Origin of the sequence: Pseudomonas sp. P179, from assembly GCF_000478485.2 — a bacterium.
GTDB lineage: Bacteria > Pseudomonadota > Gammaproteobacteria > Pseudomonadales > Pseudomonadaceae > Pseudomonas > Pseudomonas aeruginosa.
The window spans coordinates 4,794,075-4,811,075 of sequence record NZ_KI517354.1 but is presented as its reverse complement, the minus strand read 5'-3'; the positions used below and the strand labels follow the sequence as shown (position 1 = coordinate 4,811,075).

Sequence of the window (17,001 nt, the reverse complement as noted above, 5' to 3'; positions counted from 1 at the left end):
CGGGCGCCTTCGTCGTCAGCCTTCGGACTTCGCCGCCGGCGTGACGATATCGAACCAGAAGTCGAAGTCGCCGAGCATGCCGAACAGTTGCCCCAGCAACAGCGGATTGCCGGAACTCTTCAGCTTGCCCTCGAAGACCAGGCGTACCGCCGATACCTCTTTGAGCAGCAGCCGGTTGAGATCGGCGCGGTCGATGCTCACGGTCTGCCCGGCGTCCTCGCTCTGCACGCCGCGCAGGTTGTTCAGGTGCGAGTTCTTCAGTTCCAGCAGGTAGTTCTCACCGATGTCCGGCAGGCGCAGGTTGATGCTCAGCGCCTTGCCCTCCGCAGCGCCGGCGTCCAGGCGCACGCCGAGATAGTCGAACAGCAGGCCGGTGTCCATCGCCGCCAGGGCATCGGCGCTGCCGGCCTTCATCGTCGGCTGGTCGCGCGGTACGCCGTGGCGCAGTTCGTAGGCGGCGCTGAGGTAGCTGTTGCGCCAGCCGGCGTTCTCCGCCTGGTAGCCGAGCTGCTCCAGGGCGTCGGCCTGCAGCTCGCGCGCGGCCCGGTTATCCGGCTCGGCGAAGACCAGCCTGTTGACCACCTCGACCACCCAGCGGTACTCGCCCCTGGCGTACGACGCCCGCGCTTGCTCCAGCAGGCGCTCGGCGCCGCCCATGTATTCCACGTAGCGGCCCGCCGAGTCCTCCGGGCTGAGCGGGTCGAGGCTCGCCGGGTTGCCGTCGTAGTAGCCCAGGTAGCGGTTCAGCACGGCCCGTGCGTTATGGCTGACCGAGCCGTGGTAGCCGCGATCGTACCATTCCTGGTCGAGGCTGGGCGGCAGGCGCAGGCGGTTGTGCACCTGGCCGATGGTCACGCCCTGGTTGGCCAGGTGCAGGGTCTGGTCGTGCAGGAAGCCGTACAGGTCACGCTGCTTCTCCAGCACCTCGACGATCTCCGCGTTGCCCCAGCGCGGCCAGTTGTGCACTGCGAACATCACCTCGGCCTGCCTGCCGAAACGATGCAGCGCCTGGTTGATGTACTTGCTCCAGCCCAGCGCATCACGTACCTCGGCGCCGCGCAGGGTGTACAGGTTGTGCAGGGTGCCGACCACGTTTTCGGCCATCAGCAGGGCCTTCTGCCGCGGCAGCCAGATGTTCATCTCCGCCGGCGATTCGGTACCCGGCGTGTTCTGGAAGGTGAACGGCACGCCGTCCAGCACCAGGTCCTCGCCCTCGCCTTCGATTAGGCGGGTCGGCGCCAGCAGGCTCAGCGGTCCGCGCGCCAATCCCTTGCCGATGGCCATGTCGACCTGCCCCTGCGGCCCCTTGGGCAGTTGCGTGCCGTACTGGTAGGTGGCGCGGCGCATCATGGCGTTGCCGGCCAGGACGTTCTCCTTGATCGCCGCCTCCATGAAGCCGGCCGGAGCGATGATCTGCACCGCGCCGCTGGCGACCTGCTGTGGCTCTACCAGACCGCGCACGCCTCCAAAGTGATCGGCGTGGGCGTGGCTGTAGATCACCGTACGGATCGGTCTCTCGCCCAGCTCGCGGCTGACCAGTTCGTAGGCCGCCCTGGCGGTGGCCGGGGTGGTCAGGGTGTCGACCACGATCCAGCCGCTGTCGCCGCGGATGAAGGTGATGTTGGCCAGGTCGAAGCCGCGCACCTGGTAGATACCCTCGGCAACCTCGAACAAGCCGTACTTGAGATTGAGCAGGGCCTGGCGTTGCAGGCTGGGATTGATGCTGTCGCGAGGCTTGCCGTCGAGGAGGAAGTCGTAGCCACCGAGCTGCCAGGCGACGCTGCCGTCGGGGTTGCGGATGAGTAACCGCTCCGGGCGCCGGATCAGGCCGCGGTCGGCGCGCTCGAAGTCGGCGCGGTCGGCGAAGGGCAATTCCGCTTCGACCCGCCGCTGGGCCTCGACGGTGAAGGCACTGGGCGGTTTGGGCGTGGTGGTTTCGGCGGCGCCGGCGAGCAGCGGGGCGAGCGCCAGGAGTGCAAGCAGACGGCTCATCGGATACTCCGTTTTATTGTTGTGGGCTTCGGCTGGCACTATGCCGAGCGGCACGGCAATAATTCCAATGCATTCCAGGTCCACATTCGATGCGGAGTCCGCATGAGCGATCTACGCCAGTTCCGCCACTTCGTCGCCCTCGCCGAGCACGGCCACTATGCCCGCGCCGCCGAAGCGGTGAATCTCAGCCAGCCGGCGCTGTCACGCAGCATCCAGGCGCTGGAGGGACAGTTGGGTTGCACCCTGGTGGAGCGCGGCAGCCGCGGCGTGGCCCTCACGGCCCACGGCCGGCTGGTGCTGGAACACGCTCGGCGCCTGCTGGCCGGGCATCGCGCACTGCACAACGCGGTGAGCCAGTTGGCCAATCTCGACAGCGGCGAGCTACGCCTGGGCGGCGGTCCCTTCCCCGCCGCACGGCTGTTGCCCGAGGCACTGGCCGGTTTCTCCAGCGCCCACCCACGCGTGCGCGTCGTACTGCTCATCGAAGACTGGCAGACCCTACGCCAGCGCCTGCTGGATGACGCCGTCGAACTCTTCGTCGCCGATATCCGCGAGCTGCAAGGCGATCCGCAGTTGCGCATCCACCCGCTACGCGAGTATCCCGGCGTACTCTTCTGCCGCCCCGGCCATCCGTTGCTGCGTCTGGTGAGGCCGAGCGCCGAGCAACTGGCCGACTACCCGCTGGCCGGCCCGCGCCTGCCCGAGGCAGTCCGCGGCGACCTGGCGCGCCTGCTGCAACGCGAAGAACCGCTCGGCATACAGTGCGACGACGTGCTGATGCTCAAGGGCCTGGTCGGCTCCAGCGAGCTGATCAGCCTGGCGCCCTGGGACGTGGTTGCCGCCGACGTCGAGGCCGGCCGCCTGGCGCTGCTGCCCTGGCCCGCCGGCGCCGAGCCCGCCCGCGCCAAGGGCTCCGCCTACGGTCTGGTCAGCCGTGCCGGCCGCAGCCTGTCGCCGGCCGCGGCGGTGTTCGTCGAGCGGGTGCTGGAACAGGACCGGCGCTTCGCCGCCTGAGGCTCAGCGCCAGCGAGCGTCGTCGCGGCGCTCCTGCCAGGTACGGTTCCAGTCGCGCCCGCGGTTGTCACGGTCACGGTCGTGATAGCGCTCGTAGCGGTAGTCGGGACGATGCCGGTGGTCGTTGCGGTCGTAGACCACGCAGGCCGACAGCGGCAGGACGAGGATCAGCAGGGAAAGCAAACGACGCATGGCGCCTCCTGTGCGGTTCCGGCCTCTCCTGCGGATGCGGGAGGATTGCCTGTTCCGGAACCTGCACATCGGACTGCGCGGCGCGCGGGCGGTGCCCGCGGCGAGGGTAAAGCCTGAGTAAATCAGCCGAGGCTACGCAGGTGCAGGACGCCGAACAGCAGCACCTGGAGGCGCTCCAGCCAAGGTGCCGGGCGCGCCTTGAGACGCCCGTTGAGCAGCAGGATCTCGGCGGCATGGACCAGCACCAGCACGCCGGACAACAGCAGGATCGGTCGATGCAACTCGCCCAGCGGGTAGGCCAGGTTGACCAGCGCGACGAGCCAGAACATCGCCAGGGCGCCCTTGGCGAACGACAGGAAATGACTCATGGGGGAACCTCCTCGTTTCGATGTCGGCAGAGTGTGCCGAGCAAATGCGCCGAGGGGGTCCGCACTTTCGACTGGAAAGCACGACGGCGCCCGCAGGCGCCGTCTTTGCTTGCGCACCTCAGTTGCGCCAGCGAGGCACCCCGCCCTGCTGGCCCCGGTGCCGCGGACGATCCTGCCCACCGTGTTGCTGCCAGCGTTGCGGAGAATGCCCGCGCCATTGCGGCTGGCCACCGCGCTGCCAGTTGCCCGGATGCCGCTCGCCGCGATGGGCCGGGCGCGATTCGTGGTAGCGCTGCTGGTAGCGATATTGCTCGCGCCGGTAGTCGCGGTGGCCATCGTAGCGGCGTGGCGACGGGTAGTAGCGTTGGTCGTAGTAGCGCGTCGAGTAGTAGCGCCGTTCGCTGCGCCAGCCATCGTCATACACGCGATAGCGCGGCACTTCGTAGGCGTAGCCGTAGGGCTGGCCGCGATAGTGGCGCCAATCGCCGTCATCGTAGTCGTAGTCATACACCGCGCAGCCACCCAGGCTGGCGAGAAGCAGAAGAAGCGGGACTCTCAGGAATGTGCGCCACATGGCAGCCTCCTGCGGCCCCGCTGCCGACCGGCCGGACGACCGGCGACGCCGCGAGGCGCGCATACGACGTGAAGACTCGGGAAATGGAAGTGGGCTCAGCACCAGCCTTTCTTGGCGTGGCCCGGAGGACAATGGGGCGGGCCGCCGCGATCGTAGCCGTAGTAGCCATCGTCGAACGGATCCAGTTCGACGTAGGCGCCCGGCACCCGAACGCTGCAACCGCTCATCAGGAAGGCCGCCAGTAGCAGCCCGAACAATCGCATGACCATCAGCATTCTCCTTCATCGCAGAACGCAGCCGAACCACGCCTGGACAAGATCCCGATGGAGCGGGAAGCCGGTTGCGGCGGTTGCAACCCGGCTGCACTAGAGACCGAAGGAAAAAACGGAAATTCCCTGAATCCGACCAACGACACGGGCCTCCAGAACGTGACCGCAGCCGGCGTTTCTCGGTAGAGTGCGCGGACCAAGGACTGCCGGCCCCGCCGGAACCGCTCAAGGAGCATGCATGCAACCCATCGACCGCGCCCAGGCACAGCAGCGCGCCAACGACATCCTGGTGTTCCAGCGCGAGCTGCAACGCCTCGACCAGGAGCAGGCGTTCCGCCTCGAACCGGCCCAGGCCCGGCAACTCGCCGACTATCACCTGGCCCTGCTGGACAGCTACCGCGACCGTTTCGACATCGACCACGACCTGCGCAGCCAGCAACTTTCGCTGGGCATGCGGGTAGCCTCGTTCTTCGGCGCCCTGGCCTTCGCCGCCAGCGTGTTCCTGCTGTTCTATCGCTTCTGGGGCCTGTTCCCCACCGTCGCCCAGGTGGCGATCCTGATCGGCAGCGCCTTCGCCGCGTTCTTCGCCACGCTCTGGGTCCAGGCCAAGGACGCCTCGGGCTACTTCAGCAAGCTGGCGGCGATGGTCGCGTTCGCCTGCTTCGTCCTCGACCTGACCATGCTCGGGCAGATATTCAACGTCACCCCCAGCGACCTGGCGCTGGTGCCCTGGGCGCTCTACGCCCTGCTCCTGGCCTACCTGTGCAACGCCCGCCTGCTGCTGGTGGCGGCGATCCTCTGCGTGATGGGTTTCATCGCCGCGCGCGTCGGCACCTGGGGCGGCGGCTACTGGCTGAGCGTAGGCGAGCGACCGGAGAACTTCTTCCCCGCCGCCGCGCTGATCTTCGCCGTGCCGCTGTGCTTCGATCAGCGCAACTTCAGCGGCTTCGCCGTGATCTACCGGGTGTTCGCCCTGCTCGGCCTGTTCCTGCCGATGCTGGTGCTGGCCAACTGGGGCTCAGGCAGCTACCTGGCGCTGCCGTCGGCGCTCATCGAGGGGCTCTACCAGGTCGCCGGCTTCGTCGCCGCCGCCCTTGTGATCTGGCTCGGCGCGCGACGCAACTGGGCGGACGTGAGCAATACCGGGATCACCTTCTTCGTCATCTTCCTCTACACCAAGTTCTTCGACTGGTGGTGGGAAGCGATGCCGAAGTACCTGTTCTTCCTGGTGCTCGGCCTCAGCGCCCTGCTGATCCTGCTGGTCCTGCGCCGCCTGCGCACGCCCCTGGGCATCGCCGCGAGGACTGACGCATGAATCGCAACCGTCGCAACGCCCTGATCGCCGGCAGCCTCCTGCTGCTGGCGGCGAACCTGGCCGCCCTCGGTGGCGTCGCCTGGAACCGGTCCGGCGAGGCCGAAAGCAAGCTGGTGCTCAGCCAGCGCGAGCTCCAGCGCAACTGGTCCTACGGTTTCTGGAGCGAAGAGAACAGTGGCGTCGAACTGCGCCTGGAGCTTCGCTCGCCGAGCAGCGAGCCGCCCAGTGACCTCGCTCCCCCGCTGCCGCCCGAGCAGATGCGCGCCCTCGGTTTCAGCATCCCGGACGCGCTCGACGAAGAGAGCGTACGGCGCTACCGCCGCCAACAGGAAAAACAGGTGCTACTGGTCCTGGAGCTCGACGGCCCGGCCTATCGCCGCGAAGTACGCCTGGCCGAGGAGCGCCTGGCCGAGGCCCGCGCCCGCAGCAAGGCCCTGCCCAAGGACGAAATGCTGTCCAGCCAGATGGAGGCCGCTCGCCACCAACTGAAGCATGAGCAGGGAGAGGCCAGCCGACTGTTCATCGTCGACACCGGCCTCGACCTGGCCGCCCTGCGCCAGCGCTACCCCGAGCGCCAGCGCTACGCCATCGTCAAGGGCCGGGTGCGTCCCTGGTCCGCGGTCGACGGAGGCAGGACGCTGGTCGGCGGCTACATCAGCCGTACCGACCTCGCCGCGATCAACGTGCCACGACAATGGCACGCGGTATTCGCCAAGGTCGACGAACAAAACTACCGGCTAGCGCCGCTGGAACTGCACCTCAGCTTCGGCCAGCGCCTGGAGCCCTGGATCACCAACGCCGTTCGCCGCTGAAACGCCCCGCCTGGCGCACGATGCTTGCATCCGCGCGCCGGGCCCTGCACCCTGGGCACCCGCCAGCCATCCACCGCGCCATGAACAGCGAAATCGATCCAGGCCGCTGCCCGCTGTGCCAGCAATCCAACCGCTGCACCCTGGCCTATCCCACTAGCGCCACCCAGGCTTGCTGGTGCTTCACCACGGAGATCGATGCGGCCGTGCTGGAGCGGATTCCCGCCGAGCTGCGCCGCCGCGCCTGCCTCTGCCCACGCTGCGCGCAACTGCTGCCGCCCGACGCCGACGACTGATGCGCCTGGACCGCTTCCTCGCCAACCTGCCCGAACTCAGCCGCCGCGACGCGCAGATGCTGATCGCCGGTGGACACTTGCGCGTGGACGGCCAGGTGGTGCGCGACGGCACCCACGAGGTGCGGGTGTTCAGCCGGGTGGAACTGGACGAGCGGCTGCTCCAGGCTGGCAAGCCGGCGCGCTACTACATGCTGCACAAACCGATGGGCTGCGTCAGCGCCACCCGCGACCCGCAACACCCGACCGTCCTCGACCTGTTCCCGGAAGACCTGCGCGACGACCTACACATTGGCGGTCGTCTCGACTACAACACCACCGGCCTGATGCTGCTGACCAACGATGGCCAGTGGTCGCGCCGCCTGACCCTGCCGGGCAGCCGGCGCGACAAGGTCTACTACGTGGAAACCGAGGCGCCCATCGACCAACGCTACGTGGATGCCTTCGCCGCCGGCCTCCACTTCCGCTTCGAAGACCTGGTCACCCTCCCCGCGCAGCTCGAACCGATCGGCCCACGCTGCGCCCGCCTGACCCTGCACGAAGGCCGCTATCACCAGGTCAAGCGCATGTTCGGCCACTTCGACAACAAGGTGCTGCGCCTGCACCGCGAGCGCATGGGCGATATTTGTCTCGACCCGCAGTTGCCGCCGGGTGCCTGGCGCCCCCTGAATGCTGAAGAAATCTGTTCGGTGTGAAACCCCGCCGCCCGCCGCCTGTCCACCGAAAGAGGCCGGACCGCAGGGGTTTGGCCGGCCGTCGCGAGCGACGCTAAGCTGAATGGCATCTGTCGGAGCGACAGCCTTTCCCGCATGGAGCAAGAGAAAGCGCCAATGAAAAGATCCCTTGCCGTACTGCTGCTGGCCTTCGCCGTCGGCAGCCTCCACGCGGCGCCCGCCAGCCCAGCGAACGCGCCTTTGCCGCCGGCCGACATCAAGGCGCGGCTGAAGAGCATGAAGCCCGGCGAGTACCTCTGGTACCCTGAGGTTTCCCCGCAGGGACCAGTGACCATCGTGGTCAGCCTTACCGAACAGAAGGCCTACATCTACCGCAACGGTATCGCCATCGGGGTCAGCACCCTCAGCTCCGGCAAGAAGGGCCGGGAGACCCCGACCGGAGTGTTCTCGATCCTGCAAAAGAGCGTCGACCACAAGTCCGACCTCTACAACAGCGCGCCCATGCCCTACATGCAGCGCCTGACCTGGGACGGCATCGCCCTGCACGCCGGCAACCTGCCCGGCTATCCCGCCTCCCACGGCTGCATCCGCCTGCCCATGGCGTTCGCCAAGAAGCTCTACGGCATCACCGGATTCAGCTCCACCACGGTAATCATTTCCAACGCCAGCAGCGCGCCGAAGGAAGTCGACCACCCCGGCCTGCTGGCACCGACGGTAGCGGACGGGCGACCGGTGACGCTGCCGGTGGAGCCCGGAGAAATCGCCTGGAACGACCCCGGCGCGGAACGCGGTCCGTTGTCGGTGCTGATCAGCCGCGCCGACCAGCGCGCCTATGTCTATCGCGGCGGCCAGCGCATCGGCACCGCACCGGTGCAGTTGCCGGCACGCCCGCAAACCGGCATGGCGGTGTTCTCGCTGCTGGAAAAGCCGACCCCGGAAGAAATCAGCGAGACCTCGCCGAACCTGCGCTGGTCGGTGGTCCAGGTGAGCAACCCGGGACAGGGCCTGACACCCTCCGAGCAACTGGGCAAGATCCGCATGGACCCGACCTTCGTCCGCGAAATGCTCGGTGCCATGGACGTCGGCAGCACCCTGGTGATCACCGACTGGGCCTCGACCCGGGACACCCACAGCGACTCCGATTTCACGGTGATCGCCACGGAAACACCGAACAATCCGACGAAATCGCTTAAAAAGTAGTCGGCAAGTTGTTCAAAAATCGAGCACAATGCCTCTCATCCGGTAAAAACCACACTGAACCGATGGGAATACTGCTCGTATGCCAACCTTCCTCCGTGCCGCCCTGCGCAGGCTGAGCCTGGCGGGCGCCACCCTTTGCGCACTGGCCAGCGGGCCGGTATTCGCCATGCCACTTCCCTCCGCCAAGGACCTGCAGAAACTCGCTCCACAGGCCAGCCTGCCAACCCTCGAACTGGCCCTTACCGCCTATGCCTGCGCGAGTGCCAGCCAGGGCGGCGACAACGGCCTGCTGACGGTGATCGACTACTCGCGGCCGTCGCGCGACAAGCGTCTCTGGGTATTCGACCTGAAGACCCGCAAGCTGCTCTTCGAAGAGTGGGTGACCCACGGCAAGAACAGCGGCGATGACCTTGCCACCTCCTTCTCCAACCGGCCGAACAGCTACCAGTCGTCGATCGGGCTGTTCCAGACCGGCCAGCTCTATACCGGCAAGCATGGTCAGTCGCTGCGCCTGGTTGGCCTGGAGCCGGGCTTCAACGACAAGAGCGAAGAACGCGCCATCGTCATGCATTCCGCTGCCTACGCCGATCCCAGGGTGGTTCCCGGGCTCGGTCGTCTGGGCCGCAGCCAGGGCTGCCCTGCGGTACGCCCGGCCGTGGCGGCCCGGCTGATCAACACCCTCAAGCGCGGCAGCTACGTGTTCGCCTATTACCCGCAACCGAAGTGGCTGGAAACCTCGCGCTTCCTCGCCCCGCAGAGCTGCGCCGTGGCACGTGCGGCGCGTACGCCGGAAGTCATCGCCAGCCTGCTCAAATGAACCGCCGGGGCGGCGGCCGCGCCGTCCCTTTCCTTCCCGGCATCCCGAAATCGCAGCATCGGTACTTGCCTCGCGGCATTTCGTCGGATTCCAGCCCCCCTTCCCCCATCCAAAAGCGAAACAGGGCTTGCAGCCCGGCACGCCGGCTGCTTAACTGACGCTCACGTTGTGACTGACAAGTCACAAACGACTTCCAAGAAAGCCCGCGTGACTGCCCGCGCTTAGGCGCCGGCCTTTCCTGCCCGGCCAATAGCCGCTTCGCCAAAATCCGAGAGGATTTCGGACGCTCTCTATTTGCCTGTAAGTCGTTGAAAATCAAAAGTTTATCAAATCCATCCGAATGACATTCAACTGTCATTGGGAGGCGCTTTCATCTGCCCATGAGCATTTTGTATTCGCCGCGACAAGCAGGTCGCCGCGTTCCCATCGAACGATTCCAGGAGGAAGCGACATGAGGCCGGAAACAGCCATCATCGAGATCCACGGGCAATACAGGATTCACACCGAGTTCTACGGCAACCCCGCGGCGCAGCAAACCATCATCCTGGTCAACGGCTCGCTGTCGACCACAGCGTCCTTCGCCCAGACCGTGAAGTACCTGCAGCCGCATTACAACGTGGTGCTCTACGACCAGCCGTATGCCGGCCAGTCCAAACCCCATAACGAAAACCACACGCCGATCAGCAAGGAATGCGAGGCCAGGATCCTGCTGGAACTGATCGAACGCTTCCGTGCCGAGGTAGTGATGTCGTTCTCGTGGGGCGGCGTCGCCACCCTGCTGGCCCTGGCGCAACGTCCCGGACGGATCCGCAGGGCGGTGGTCAACTCATTCTCGCCTCAGCTCAACCCGGCCATGCTCGACTACCTGCATCGCGGCCTCGACTACCTCGCCGCCTGCGATCGCACCCAGATCGGCAACCTGGTCAACGAAACCATCGGCCGCTACCTGCCACAGTTGTTCAAGCGCTACAACTTCCGCCACGTCAGCAGCCTGGACGAGCACGAATACCACCAGATGCACTTCCATATCCGCGAAGTGCTGCGCCTGAACGCCGATAGCTATACCGAGAGCTTCGCCGGCATCGAGATCCCGATGCTGTTCATGAACGGCGAGCTGGACATCTACACCACGCCCCACGAAGCCCGCCAGTTCGGCCAACTGATCCGCGGCGCGGAATTCCACACCATCCGCAATGCCGGCCACTTCATCGACGTCGAGCACAAGGCCGCCTGGCAGCAGACCCAGGACGCCCTGCTGGCCTTCCTCCGCCCGCAGCGCACGCAGCCGCTCAACCCGATCTACCGCCCCCAGCCCAACGGCGCCAGCGTCCCCCTCGCCGCCCTCGCCAGCTAACCGCCACCGCCACGGGGAGCCCCGCTCCCCTGGCGGAAAAACCCAGCGAAATCAACAAAAACCCCGCCCCGGGCTTCACCTGCCGCCGCGCATCTGGTAAAAAGGCGCCTTGGCCGCAAAAGCCATCCGAGCGGGCGTCGTATAATGGCATTACCTGAGCTTCCCAAGCTCATGACGAGGGTTCGATTCCCTTCGCCCGCTCCAGATCCCAATGCAAAAGCCCCTGACACCAACCAGTGCCAGGGGCTTTTTGTTTTCAGGCTTTACCGCGTAAAGCCCGGGAAAGATCGGAAGCGCCCCATGGATTTCGGCGGAGACGCAGCCGGAAGGTTCCTCTCCCTTACATCATCAGCGAGTAGGCCCGCTCCAACTGGTCGAGATCGATATCCAGGGGCAGCGGCAGGGGCGCTTCGCCGATGTGCTGCTCGCTGGCGAACTTTCCCTCGGCCAACACACGTGCCGGGTCGTTGAGGGCGAGGAAGTCGCCCCCGTCGTATTCCCAGAAATTCAGCGGGGAGCGGCCGGAATAGGTTTCGTTCCAGCAGGCGACGTACGAACGTTCGCCCAGGACTTTCGGACGGCAGGAAACGTAGGGTTCCAGATAGACCTCATGGGTGAGGTACAGGAAGGTGAGGTCATCCACGCGATAGGCCGGCGCTTCGCTGACCTCCTGGGGCTCCTCGTCCAGTTGCGCTTCGGGGTTCGCTCCCGGATCGACCGCTGCGACAGCGGAAAACCCATCCGCCCCCCCAGGCTCTCCCATGGCCATGCCTCCGCCGATGAACAGGGAAGCAACCACGACCAATAACTTCAACACGACGCGTCCTCGCCTGAAAATCGCGGAGATTACGCCGCCAACTTTTCAGGTATGCGATCAGGGTGGCCCGCAACCTTCCGCCCCGCCGCCCGATATCGGGCAATTCCTACACGACGGAAGACGCATCCACCTAGGCCCGCACCCGGCTCGTCTTCTCTCTCAGCGCTCTTTCACGGTGTCCCGCAGCAAATTAGTAATTATCTGTAGGAATAACTCCTCAACAGCCTCGTATCACTTCCGCTCGAGCCGAATCTCGACCAGCTTGCCATCGATGAAGCGCAAGTGTCGGTAGACGCCTCCACTGGGGCCATACACCCAGAATTCGGTGCGTGCGGCATTCAACTTGGGCACGCCGTTGTTGCGCAGGGCAGGCTCGTTGACGATCCTGCTCAGCGGTTGCCCGCACCTTTCCAGGACTTGCTCGACGCTGTCGCCCTCGTCCACCAGGTGCGTGCCGCATCTCATCGAGGCGACGGCAGGAATTGCCAACGAAGACATGAACAGCGTCAGCGCCGTGCGAAACATGGATACCTCCCGCTTCCCCCGATAATGAAAGCGCGGACCGCCGCGGGGCGAGGCGAACTCCCTCACAAAGCCGCAAGCGTCGCACAGCGGCATGGCGACGCAGGCAGTTCCTTGCCGTCGCTTCGCCAGCTTCGTTAGACTGCCGCATCGCAGCACGCTTTCGTGGCTGCGCCCTCCCCGATCCGAGGCTTGCATGTTGGAGATAGTAGTCATCCGATAACCGCCACTTCGTCATCCCGCACGAGGTGTCGCCGGTTATCTGCCTTCGCCATGGCTCGCACGCGCCTTTTCGCGCCGTGCGGCCGCGTTGTCACACCGATGATTACAGGTTCTACCGACATGAACGTTTCCAAGCCGGAACAACGGACGCTTCACGCCTTGGCCCAGGGCGGCCATATCGCCTTCCTTCGCGACGCTTCGGGCAAGATCACCCGCGTCGAGTGCTACAACCGCGACGGCCACCTGCTGCTCGACTGCACCCTGGCGGTGTTCTCCAGGCTGAAGAACAAGGGCCTGGTCCACTCCCGCCAGGGCAGGCCCTACCGGATATCCATGGCCGGGCTGAAAGCCGTGCGCCCGCAGGCGGACAATCGCTGACCCCCTTCCTTTTCCATTGCCCCCGCCGGGACAAGGGGGGGGGTTCCGAGGAGTGCTTGCATGAATATTTCCATCCGTGCGGAGACGCCCGGCGACATCGACGCCATCGCCCACCTGACCGAAGCCGCGTTCCGCAACGAAACGCACAGCAGCCATACCGAGCAGTACATCGTCGATGCCCTGCGCCGTGCTGGCGCGCTGACGCTTTCGCTGGTGGCCGAAGCGAATGGCCAGGTGATCGGCCATATCGCAGCCTCGCCAGTGACCATCGATGGCGAAGCGGGCGACTGGTACGGCCTCGCGCCGCTATCGGTGGCGCCCGGGCGACAGCGCCAGGGTCTCGGTTCGCAGTTGGTCCGGCGCCTGCTCACCGAGCTGCGACTGCTGCCCGCGGGTGGCTGCGTGGTACTGGGCGAACCGACCTACTACTCGCGCTTCGGCTTTCGGGTGGAAAGCGGCCTGGCGTTGCCCGGCGTTCCCGCCGAATACTTCCAGGCACAGTCCTTCAGCGGGCGCATGGCGCAAGGAATAGTGGCCTTCCACGCCGCATTCGACGCCAGCGGCTGAGCCGGAACGACAGCAGCCGCTATGTCGCCCCCTGGTCGCGGGCTCAATCGAACTGGGTGCCCTTCTGGATCAGTTCCACCTTGTAGCCGTCCGGGTCTTCGAGGAAGGCGATCACGCTGCGTCCGTGCTGCATCAGCCCGGCCTCGCGGGTGACCCGATAGCCCAGCGCCCTGGCCCGGGCGCAGGTGACGGCGGCATCCTCGACCTCGATGGCCAGGTGGCCGTAGCCGTCGCCCTGGGTGTAGCCGTCCCGGTCCCAGTTGTGGGTCAACTCCAGGGCAGCGGCCGCGCGCTCGTCCTGGTAGCCGACGAAGGCCAGGGTGAAGCGGCCTTCGGGATAGTCCCGGCGCCGCAGCAGGCGCATGTCCAGGGCGCGGGTGTAGAACTCCAGCGCGGCCTCGAGATCGGCCACGCGGAGCATGCTGTGCAGGATTCGCATGGAAACTCTCCGTGGAGTCCGGCGGCGAGCCGCCGGAGCGGGGATCAACCCTCGACGCGGTAGCCCTTGAACAGGAAAAGCGGACCGAAGGCGTAGCTGTCGATCAGTTCGTAGAAGCGCGCGATGGTTTCGTTGCGGCAATGCTGGAGGAACGCCGCCTCGTCTTCGTACACCTCGTCGAGGTAGAAGCGGTTGCGGTTGTTCTCGTCGCGGATCACCTCGAAGCGCAGGGTGCCCGGTTCGTTCTGCAACGAGCCATTGGCATCGAACAGGCCTGCCGCGGCGAACGCTTCGCGCTTGTCGGAGGGAACGTCGAACTGAACCAGTACGTGGTAGGTCATGGAATCTTTCCTCGTGAAATGGGGTTGGAAGCGATCGCGAGGTCCATGCTAGGGTGGCCTTTTACTCATTAAAAGTAATCAATAATCAGCAAATCGCTCACTTAAAGAGAATGATGTGAAACTCTCTCAACTCGGATTCTTCTGCGCGGTGGTCGAACGCGGCACCATCGCAGCCGCGGCCGAACAGTTGCATTGCGTGCCGTCGAACATCACTACCCGCTTGCGCGAACTCGAAGGACAACTCGGCGTAGCCCTGTTCAATCGCGAAAGGAATCGTCTGCTGGTCACCCCCGAGGGCCGCCTGCTGTACCGCCACGCCACGCGCCTGCTGGCGCTGGCCGACGAGACCGCCGCGCTGTTCGCCGGCGACCAGGCGCACGGCGCGCTACGGGTCGGCGCACTGGACGTGGCCCTGGCCAATCACCTGCCACAGCGCCTGGCCCGCTACCGCCGCGAGTCGCCGGGCGTTGAACTGCACATCCGCCCGGAGCATTCGCTGCTGCTCGAGCGTCTGCTGATGGAGGGAGAGCTGGACCTGATCGTTACCGACGGCCCCATCGAACACCCGTTGCTGGCCAGCCGCCTGGCCTTCCGCGAGCGCCTGTTGCGGGTCACTCCCGCCGACCTGCCGGCACCCACTCCCGAGGACCTCGCCGGCCTCGAACTCTATGTGTTCGGCCACACTTGCCACTACCGCCGCCAGGTCGACCGCTGGCTGGCGGAGAGCGCTATCCAGCCGCGGGCAACCCTGGAAATCGAGTCCTACCCGAGCCTCTTCGCCTGCATCGAGGCCGGTCTCGGCTTCGCCTGCGTGCCGGAGAGCTTCGTTGCACGCAGGCCCTCCACGCGACGGGGTTTCCATGCCGAACCGGTAGCCGGCCTGGACTCCAGCGATATCCATTTCGTCTGGCGCAAACAGCAAGCCTCACCGCTGATCCAGGGCTTCATCGACAGCATCGGCGCCGACTGACGCCAACGAACGATGCCGCAACACAAACGCACTCGGAAAAATCGGTAACAGCGGAACCACTGCACAGACCAGAGAAAAAGCCGCCACCAACCAGGCCTGGCGGCGACACCGGAAGTACCCTCGGCGGCCGATTGCCGAGCCGATCCCCTACCTGCCCCCTGGGTTTTCCGACGAAAGACCTTGATTCGTGGGAGGTAGGGTCGTCTCCGCTAGATACCCCTCAACCCTGCGTGCGGGCTCCATGCCCGAGCGCCTTGGCGAGATTTGCCCATAGAGCCATCACTTATGACTGCGACAGACAGAACGCCCCCGCCATTGAAATGGCTCTGCCTCGGCAACCGTGATGCGAACGACGGATTCGAGCTCTTCGCCCATGGCATCTATGCGAGGAACGGCGCGTTGGTCGGCAGCAAGCTCTCCCTGCGCGAACGGCGCCAGCGCGTCGACCTGTCGGCCTTCCTTTCCGGCGCACCGCCGCTGCTTGCCGAGGCGGCGGTCAAGCACCTGCTGGCACGCCTCCTGTGCGTGCACCGGCACAACACCGACCTCGAACTGCTCGGCAAGAACTTCATTCCCCTGCATGCCAGCAGCCTGGGCAACGCCGGGGTCTGCGAGCGGATCCTGGCCTCGGCCAGGCAATTGCAGCAGCACCAGGTCGAACTCTGCCTGCTGCTGGCCATCGACGAGCAGGAACCCGCCTCGGCGGAGTACCTGACGTCCCTCGCCCGGCTACGCGACAGCGGCGTGCGCATCGCGCTGCACCCGCAACGCATCGATACCGACGCTCGCCAGTGCTTCGCCGAGGTCGACGCCGGCCTCTGCGATTACCTGGGCCTGGACGCGCGCCTGCTTGCCCCCGGCCCGCTGACGCGTAACCTGCGCCAGCGCAAGAGCATCGAGTACCTGAACCGGCTGCTGGTGGCACAGGACATCCAGATGCTTTGCCTCAACGTCGACAATGAGGAACTGCACCAACAAGCCAACGCACTCCCCTTCGCCTTCCGTCACGGCAGGCACTATTCGGAGCCTTTCCAGGCCTGGCCGTTCAGCAGTCCGGCCTGCTGAACGCCGACGCGGCTGCCAGCCGTCACGCCAGGCTGGCCCGCTATCCCGCCAGGCGCTACCCTTGGCGGTTTCGACGGACAGGGACGACGGTCATGGGCAACTATTTCGAGAGCCCCTTCAGGGGCAAGCTGCTCTCGGAACAGGTCAGCAACCCGAACATACGGGTGGGGCGCTACAGCTACTACTCCGGCTACTATCACGGGCATTCCTTCGACGACTGCGCCCGCTACCTGATGCCGGACCGCGACGACGTGGACAAGCTGGTCATCGGCAGTTTCTGCTCGATCGGCAGTGGCGCCGCCTTCATCATGGCCGGCAACCAGGGACACCGCGCCGAATGGGCGTCGACCTTCCCCTTCCACTTCATGCACGAAGAGCCTGTCTTCGCCGGCGCCGTGAACGGCTATCAGCCAGCCGGCGACACGCTGATCGGCCATGACGTCTGGATCGGTACCGAGGCGATGTTCATGCCCGGCGTACGGGTCGGCCACGGAGCCATCATCGGCAGCCGCGCGCTGGTGACCGGCGATGTCGAGCCCTATGCCATCGTCGGCGGTAACCCGGCCCGGACCATTCGTAAGCGCTTTTCCGATGGCGATATCCAGAACCTGCTGGAAATGGCCTGGTGGGACTGGCCACTGGCCGATATCGAGGCAGCCATGCCACTGCTGTGTACTGGGGATATCCCCGCCTTGTACCGGCACTGGAAACAGCGCCAGGCCACGGCCTGACGGTTGGACGAAGGAGGTCGAGGATTTTTCTCGGGCCCGATGGCCTACCCTCTATGCTTCCGACGGTATACTGTCGCG

The 17,001-nt window shown here is 65.7% G+C and carries 22 protein-coding genes and 1 tRNA gene; 14 read left to right on the top strand and 9 right to left on the bottom strand.

Annotation, left to right across the window (positions count from 1 at the left end):
• Positions 1–15: 15 nt before the first annotated feature.
• Positions 16–1,992 (bottom strand): alkyl/aryl-sulfatase, encoded by a 1,977-nt coding sequence (locus tag HMPREF1224_RS34390; RefSeq protein ID WP_010793849.1) that lies wholly within the window; start codon positions 1,990–1,992, stop codon positions 16–18.
• Between the two features lie 102 nt (positions 1,993–2,094).
• Between HMPREF1224_RS34390 and HMPREF1224_RS34385 the strand changes: the two genes are divergently transcribed.
• Positions 2,095–3,006, top strand: a complete 912-nt coding sequence (locus tag HMPREF1224_RS34385; protein ID WP_010793848.1) for a LysR family transcriptional regulator — start codon at positions 2,095–2,097, stop codon at positions 3,004–3,006.
• Between the two features lie 3 nt (positions 3,007–3,009).
• Here the strand turns inward: HMPREF1224_RS34385 and HMPREF1224_RS34380 are convergent, their stop codons facing one another.
• The 4 genes from HMPREF1224_RS34380 to HMPREF1224_RS34365 form a co-directional block, all read right to left on the bottom strand.
• Positions 3,010–3,198: a hypothetical protein gene (locus HMPREF1224_RS34380; RefSeq protein ID WP_010793847.1), complete on the bottom strand. Its 189-nt coding sequence runs from the start codon at positions 3,196–3,198 to the stop codon at positions 3,010–3,012.
• A 122-nt stretch (positions 3,199–3,320) separates the two neighbouring features.
• Positions 3,321–3,566, bottom strand: a complete 246-nt coding sequence (locus HMPREF1224_RS34375; protein WP_003085479.1) for a DUF1145 domain-containing protein — start codon at positions 3,564–3,566, stop codon at positions 3,321–3,323.
• A gap of 118 nt (positions 3,567–3,684) precedes the next feature.
• Positions 3,685–4,140, bottom strand: a complete 456-nt coding sequence (locus tag HMPREF1224_RS34370) for a hypothetical protein (protein WP_010793846.1) — start codon at positions 4,138–4,140, stop codon at positions 3,685–3,687.
• Between the two features lie 95 nt (positions 4,141–4,235).
• Positions 4,236–4,415, bottom strand: a complete 180-nt coding sequence (locus tag HMPREF1224_RS34365; protein ID WP_003098355.1) for a hypothetical protein — start codon at positions 4,413–4,415, stop codon at positions 4,236–4,238.
• Positions 4,416–4,647: 232 nt separating this feature from the next.
• On the opposite strand from HMPREF1224_RS34365, the gene HMPREF1224_RS34360 reads away from it, so the two are divergent.
• The 8 genes from HMPREF1224_RS34360 (at position 4,648) to HMPREF1224_RS34325 (ending at position 11,075) form a co-directional block, all read left to right on the top strand.
• Positions 4,648–5,724, top strand: coding sequence for a DUF2157 domain-containing protein (locus HMPREF1224_RS34360; RefSeq protein ID WP_010793845.1), 1,077 nt, complete (start codon positions 4,648–4,650; stop codon positions 5,722–5,724).
• Positions 5,721–6,536, top strand: a complete 816-nt coding sequence (locus HMPREF1224_RS34355) for a DUF4824 family protein (protein WP_003114161.1) — start codon at positions 5,721–5,723, stop codon at positions 6,534–6,536. Before HMPREF1224_RS34360 ends, HMPREF1224_RS34355 begins: the two co-directional genes overlap by 4 nt.
• Positions 6,537–6,616: 80 nt before the next feature.
• Positions 6,617–6,829, top strand: coding sequence for a cysteine-rich CWC family protein (locus tag HMPREF1224_RS34350; protein WP_003114160.1), 213 nt, complete (start codon positions 6,617–6,619; stop codon positions 6,827–6,829).
• A complete protein-coding gene (locus HMPREF1224_RS34345) occupies positions 6,829–7,521 on the top strand; it encodes a pseudouridine synthase (RefSeq protein WP_003114159.1) in 693 nt (230 codons plus the stop codon). The genes HMPREF1224_RS34350 and HMPREF1224_RS34345 overlap by 1 nt, the downstream gene beginning before the upstream one ends.
• A 135-nt stretch (positions 7,522–7,656) precedes the next feature.
• On the top strand, positions 7,657–8,700 hold the full coding sequence (locus HMPREF1224_RS34340; protein ID WP_003098363.1) for a L,D-transpeptidase: 1,044 nt from the start codon (positions 7,657–7,659) through the stop codon (positions 8,698–8,700).
• 79 nt (positions 8,701–8,779) lie between these two features.
• The gene (locus tag HMPREF1224_RS34335) at positions 8,780–9,517 is read left to right on the top strand and encodes a murein L,D-transpeptidase catalytic domain family protein (RefSeq protein ID WP_003114158.1); all 738 of its coding nucleotides are present in this window, start codon (positions 8,780–8,782) and stop codon (positions 9,515–9,517) included.
• A 451-nt stretch (positions 9,518–9,968) separates the two neighbouring features.
• Positions 9,969–10,871 carry a (R)-3-hydroxydecanoyl-ACP:CoA transacylase gene (phaG, locus tag HMPREF1224_RS34330; protein ID WP_003114157.1) on the top strand — a complete coding sequence of 301 codons (903 nt, stop codon included), beginning with the start codon at positions 9,969–9,971 and terminating at the stop codon, positions 10,869–10,871.
• A gap of 130 nt (positions 10,872–11,001) precedes the next feature.
• A tRNA-Gly gene (locus tag HMPREF1224_RS34325) sits at positions 11,002–11,075 on the top strand.
• 136 nt (positions 11,076–11,211) lie between these two features.
• Here HMPREF1224_RS34325 and HMPREF1224_RS34320 read toward each other — a convergent pair.
• Together HMPREF1224_RS34320 and HMPREF1224_RS34315 are read right to left on the bottom strand one after the other, a co-directional pair.
• A complete protein-coding gene (locus HMPREF1224_RS34320; RefSeq protein WP_024100039.1) occupies positions 11,212–11,688 on the bottom strand; it encodes a hypothetical protein in 477 nt (158 codons plus the stop codon).
• Between the two features lie 231 nt (positions 11,689–11,919).
• Positions 11,920–12,213: a DUF2845 domain-containing protein gene (locus HMPREF1224_RS34315; protein ID WP_003141121.1), complete on the bottom strand. Its 294-nt coding sequence runs from the start codon at positions 12,211–12,213 to the stop codon at positions 11,920–11,922.
• 339 nt (positions 12,214–12,552) lie between these two features.
• Between HMPREF1224_RS34315 and HMPREF1224_RS34310 the strand changes: the two genes are divergently transcribed.
• Together HMPREF1224_RS34310 and HMPREF1224_RS34305 are read left to right on the top strand one after the other, a co-directional pair.
• Positions 12,553–12,810 (top strand): YjhX family toxin, encoded by a 258-nt coding sequence (locus HMPREF1224_RS34310; RefSeq protein WP_003085431.1) that lies wholly within the window; start codon positions 12,553–12,555, stop codon positions 12,808–12,810.
• Between the two features lie 60 nt (positions 12,811–12,870).
• On the top strand, positions 12,871–13,377 hold the full coding sequence (locus HMPREF1224_RS34305; protein WP_003112705.1) for a GNAT family N-acetyltransferase: 507 nt from the start codon (positions 12,871–12,873) through the stop codon (positions 13,375–13,377).
• 43 nt (positions 13,378–13,420) lie between these two features.
• On the opposite strand, the gene gloA is transcribed toward HMPREF1224_RS34305, so the two are convergent.
• Together gloA and HMPREF1224_RS34295 are read right to left on the bottom strand one after the other, a co-directional pair.
• Entirely contained in the window at positions 13,421–13,816 is a 396-nt protein-coding gene (gene gloA, locus HMPREF1224_RS34300) for a lactoylglutathione lyase (protein ID WP_003112706.1), read from the bottom strand.
• Between the two features lie 44 nt (positions 13,817–13,860).
• Positions 13,861–14,157 carry a heme-binding protein gene (locus HMPREF1224_RS34295; RefSeq protein WP_003085421.1) on the bottom strand — a complete coding sequence of 99 codons (297 nt, stop codon included), beginning with the start codon at positions 14,155–14,157 and terminating at the stop codon, positions 13,861–13,863.
• A 115-nt stretch (positions 14,158–14,272) separates the two neighbouring features.
• Between HMPREF1224_RS34295 and HMPREF1224_RS34290 the strand changes: the two genes are divergently transcribed.
• From HMPREF1224_RS34290 to HMPREF1224_RS34280, 3 genes are all read left to right on the top strand, one after another.
• A complete protein-coding gene (locus tag HMPREF1224_RS34290; protein ID WP_003112707.1) occupies positions 14,273–15,127 on the top strand; it encodes a LysR family transcriptional regulator in 855 nt (284 codons plus the stop codon).
• A gap of 285 nt (positions 15,128–15,412) precedes the next feature.
• Complete coding sequence (toxR, locus tag HMPREF1224_RS34285) at positions 15,413–16,192, top strand: toxA transcriptional regulator ToxR (protein ID WP_010793844.1); 780 nt, start codon at positions 15,413–15,415, stop codon at positions 16,190–16,192.
• A gap of 92 nt (positions 16,193–16,284) precedes the next feature.
• A complete protein-coding gene (locus tag HMPREF1224_RS34280) occupies positions 16,285–16,923 on the top strand; it encodes a type B-4 chloramphenicol O-acetyltransferase CatB7 (RefSeq protein ID WP_003112709.1) in 639 nt (212 codons plus the stop codon).
• Positions 16,924–17,001: the final 78 nt, after the last annotated feature.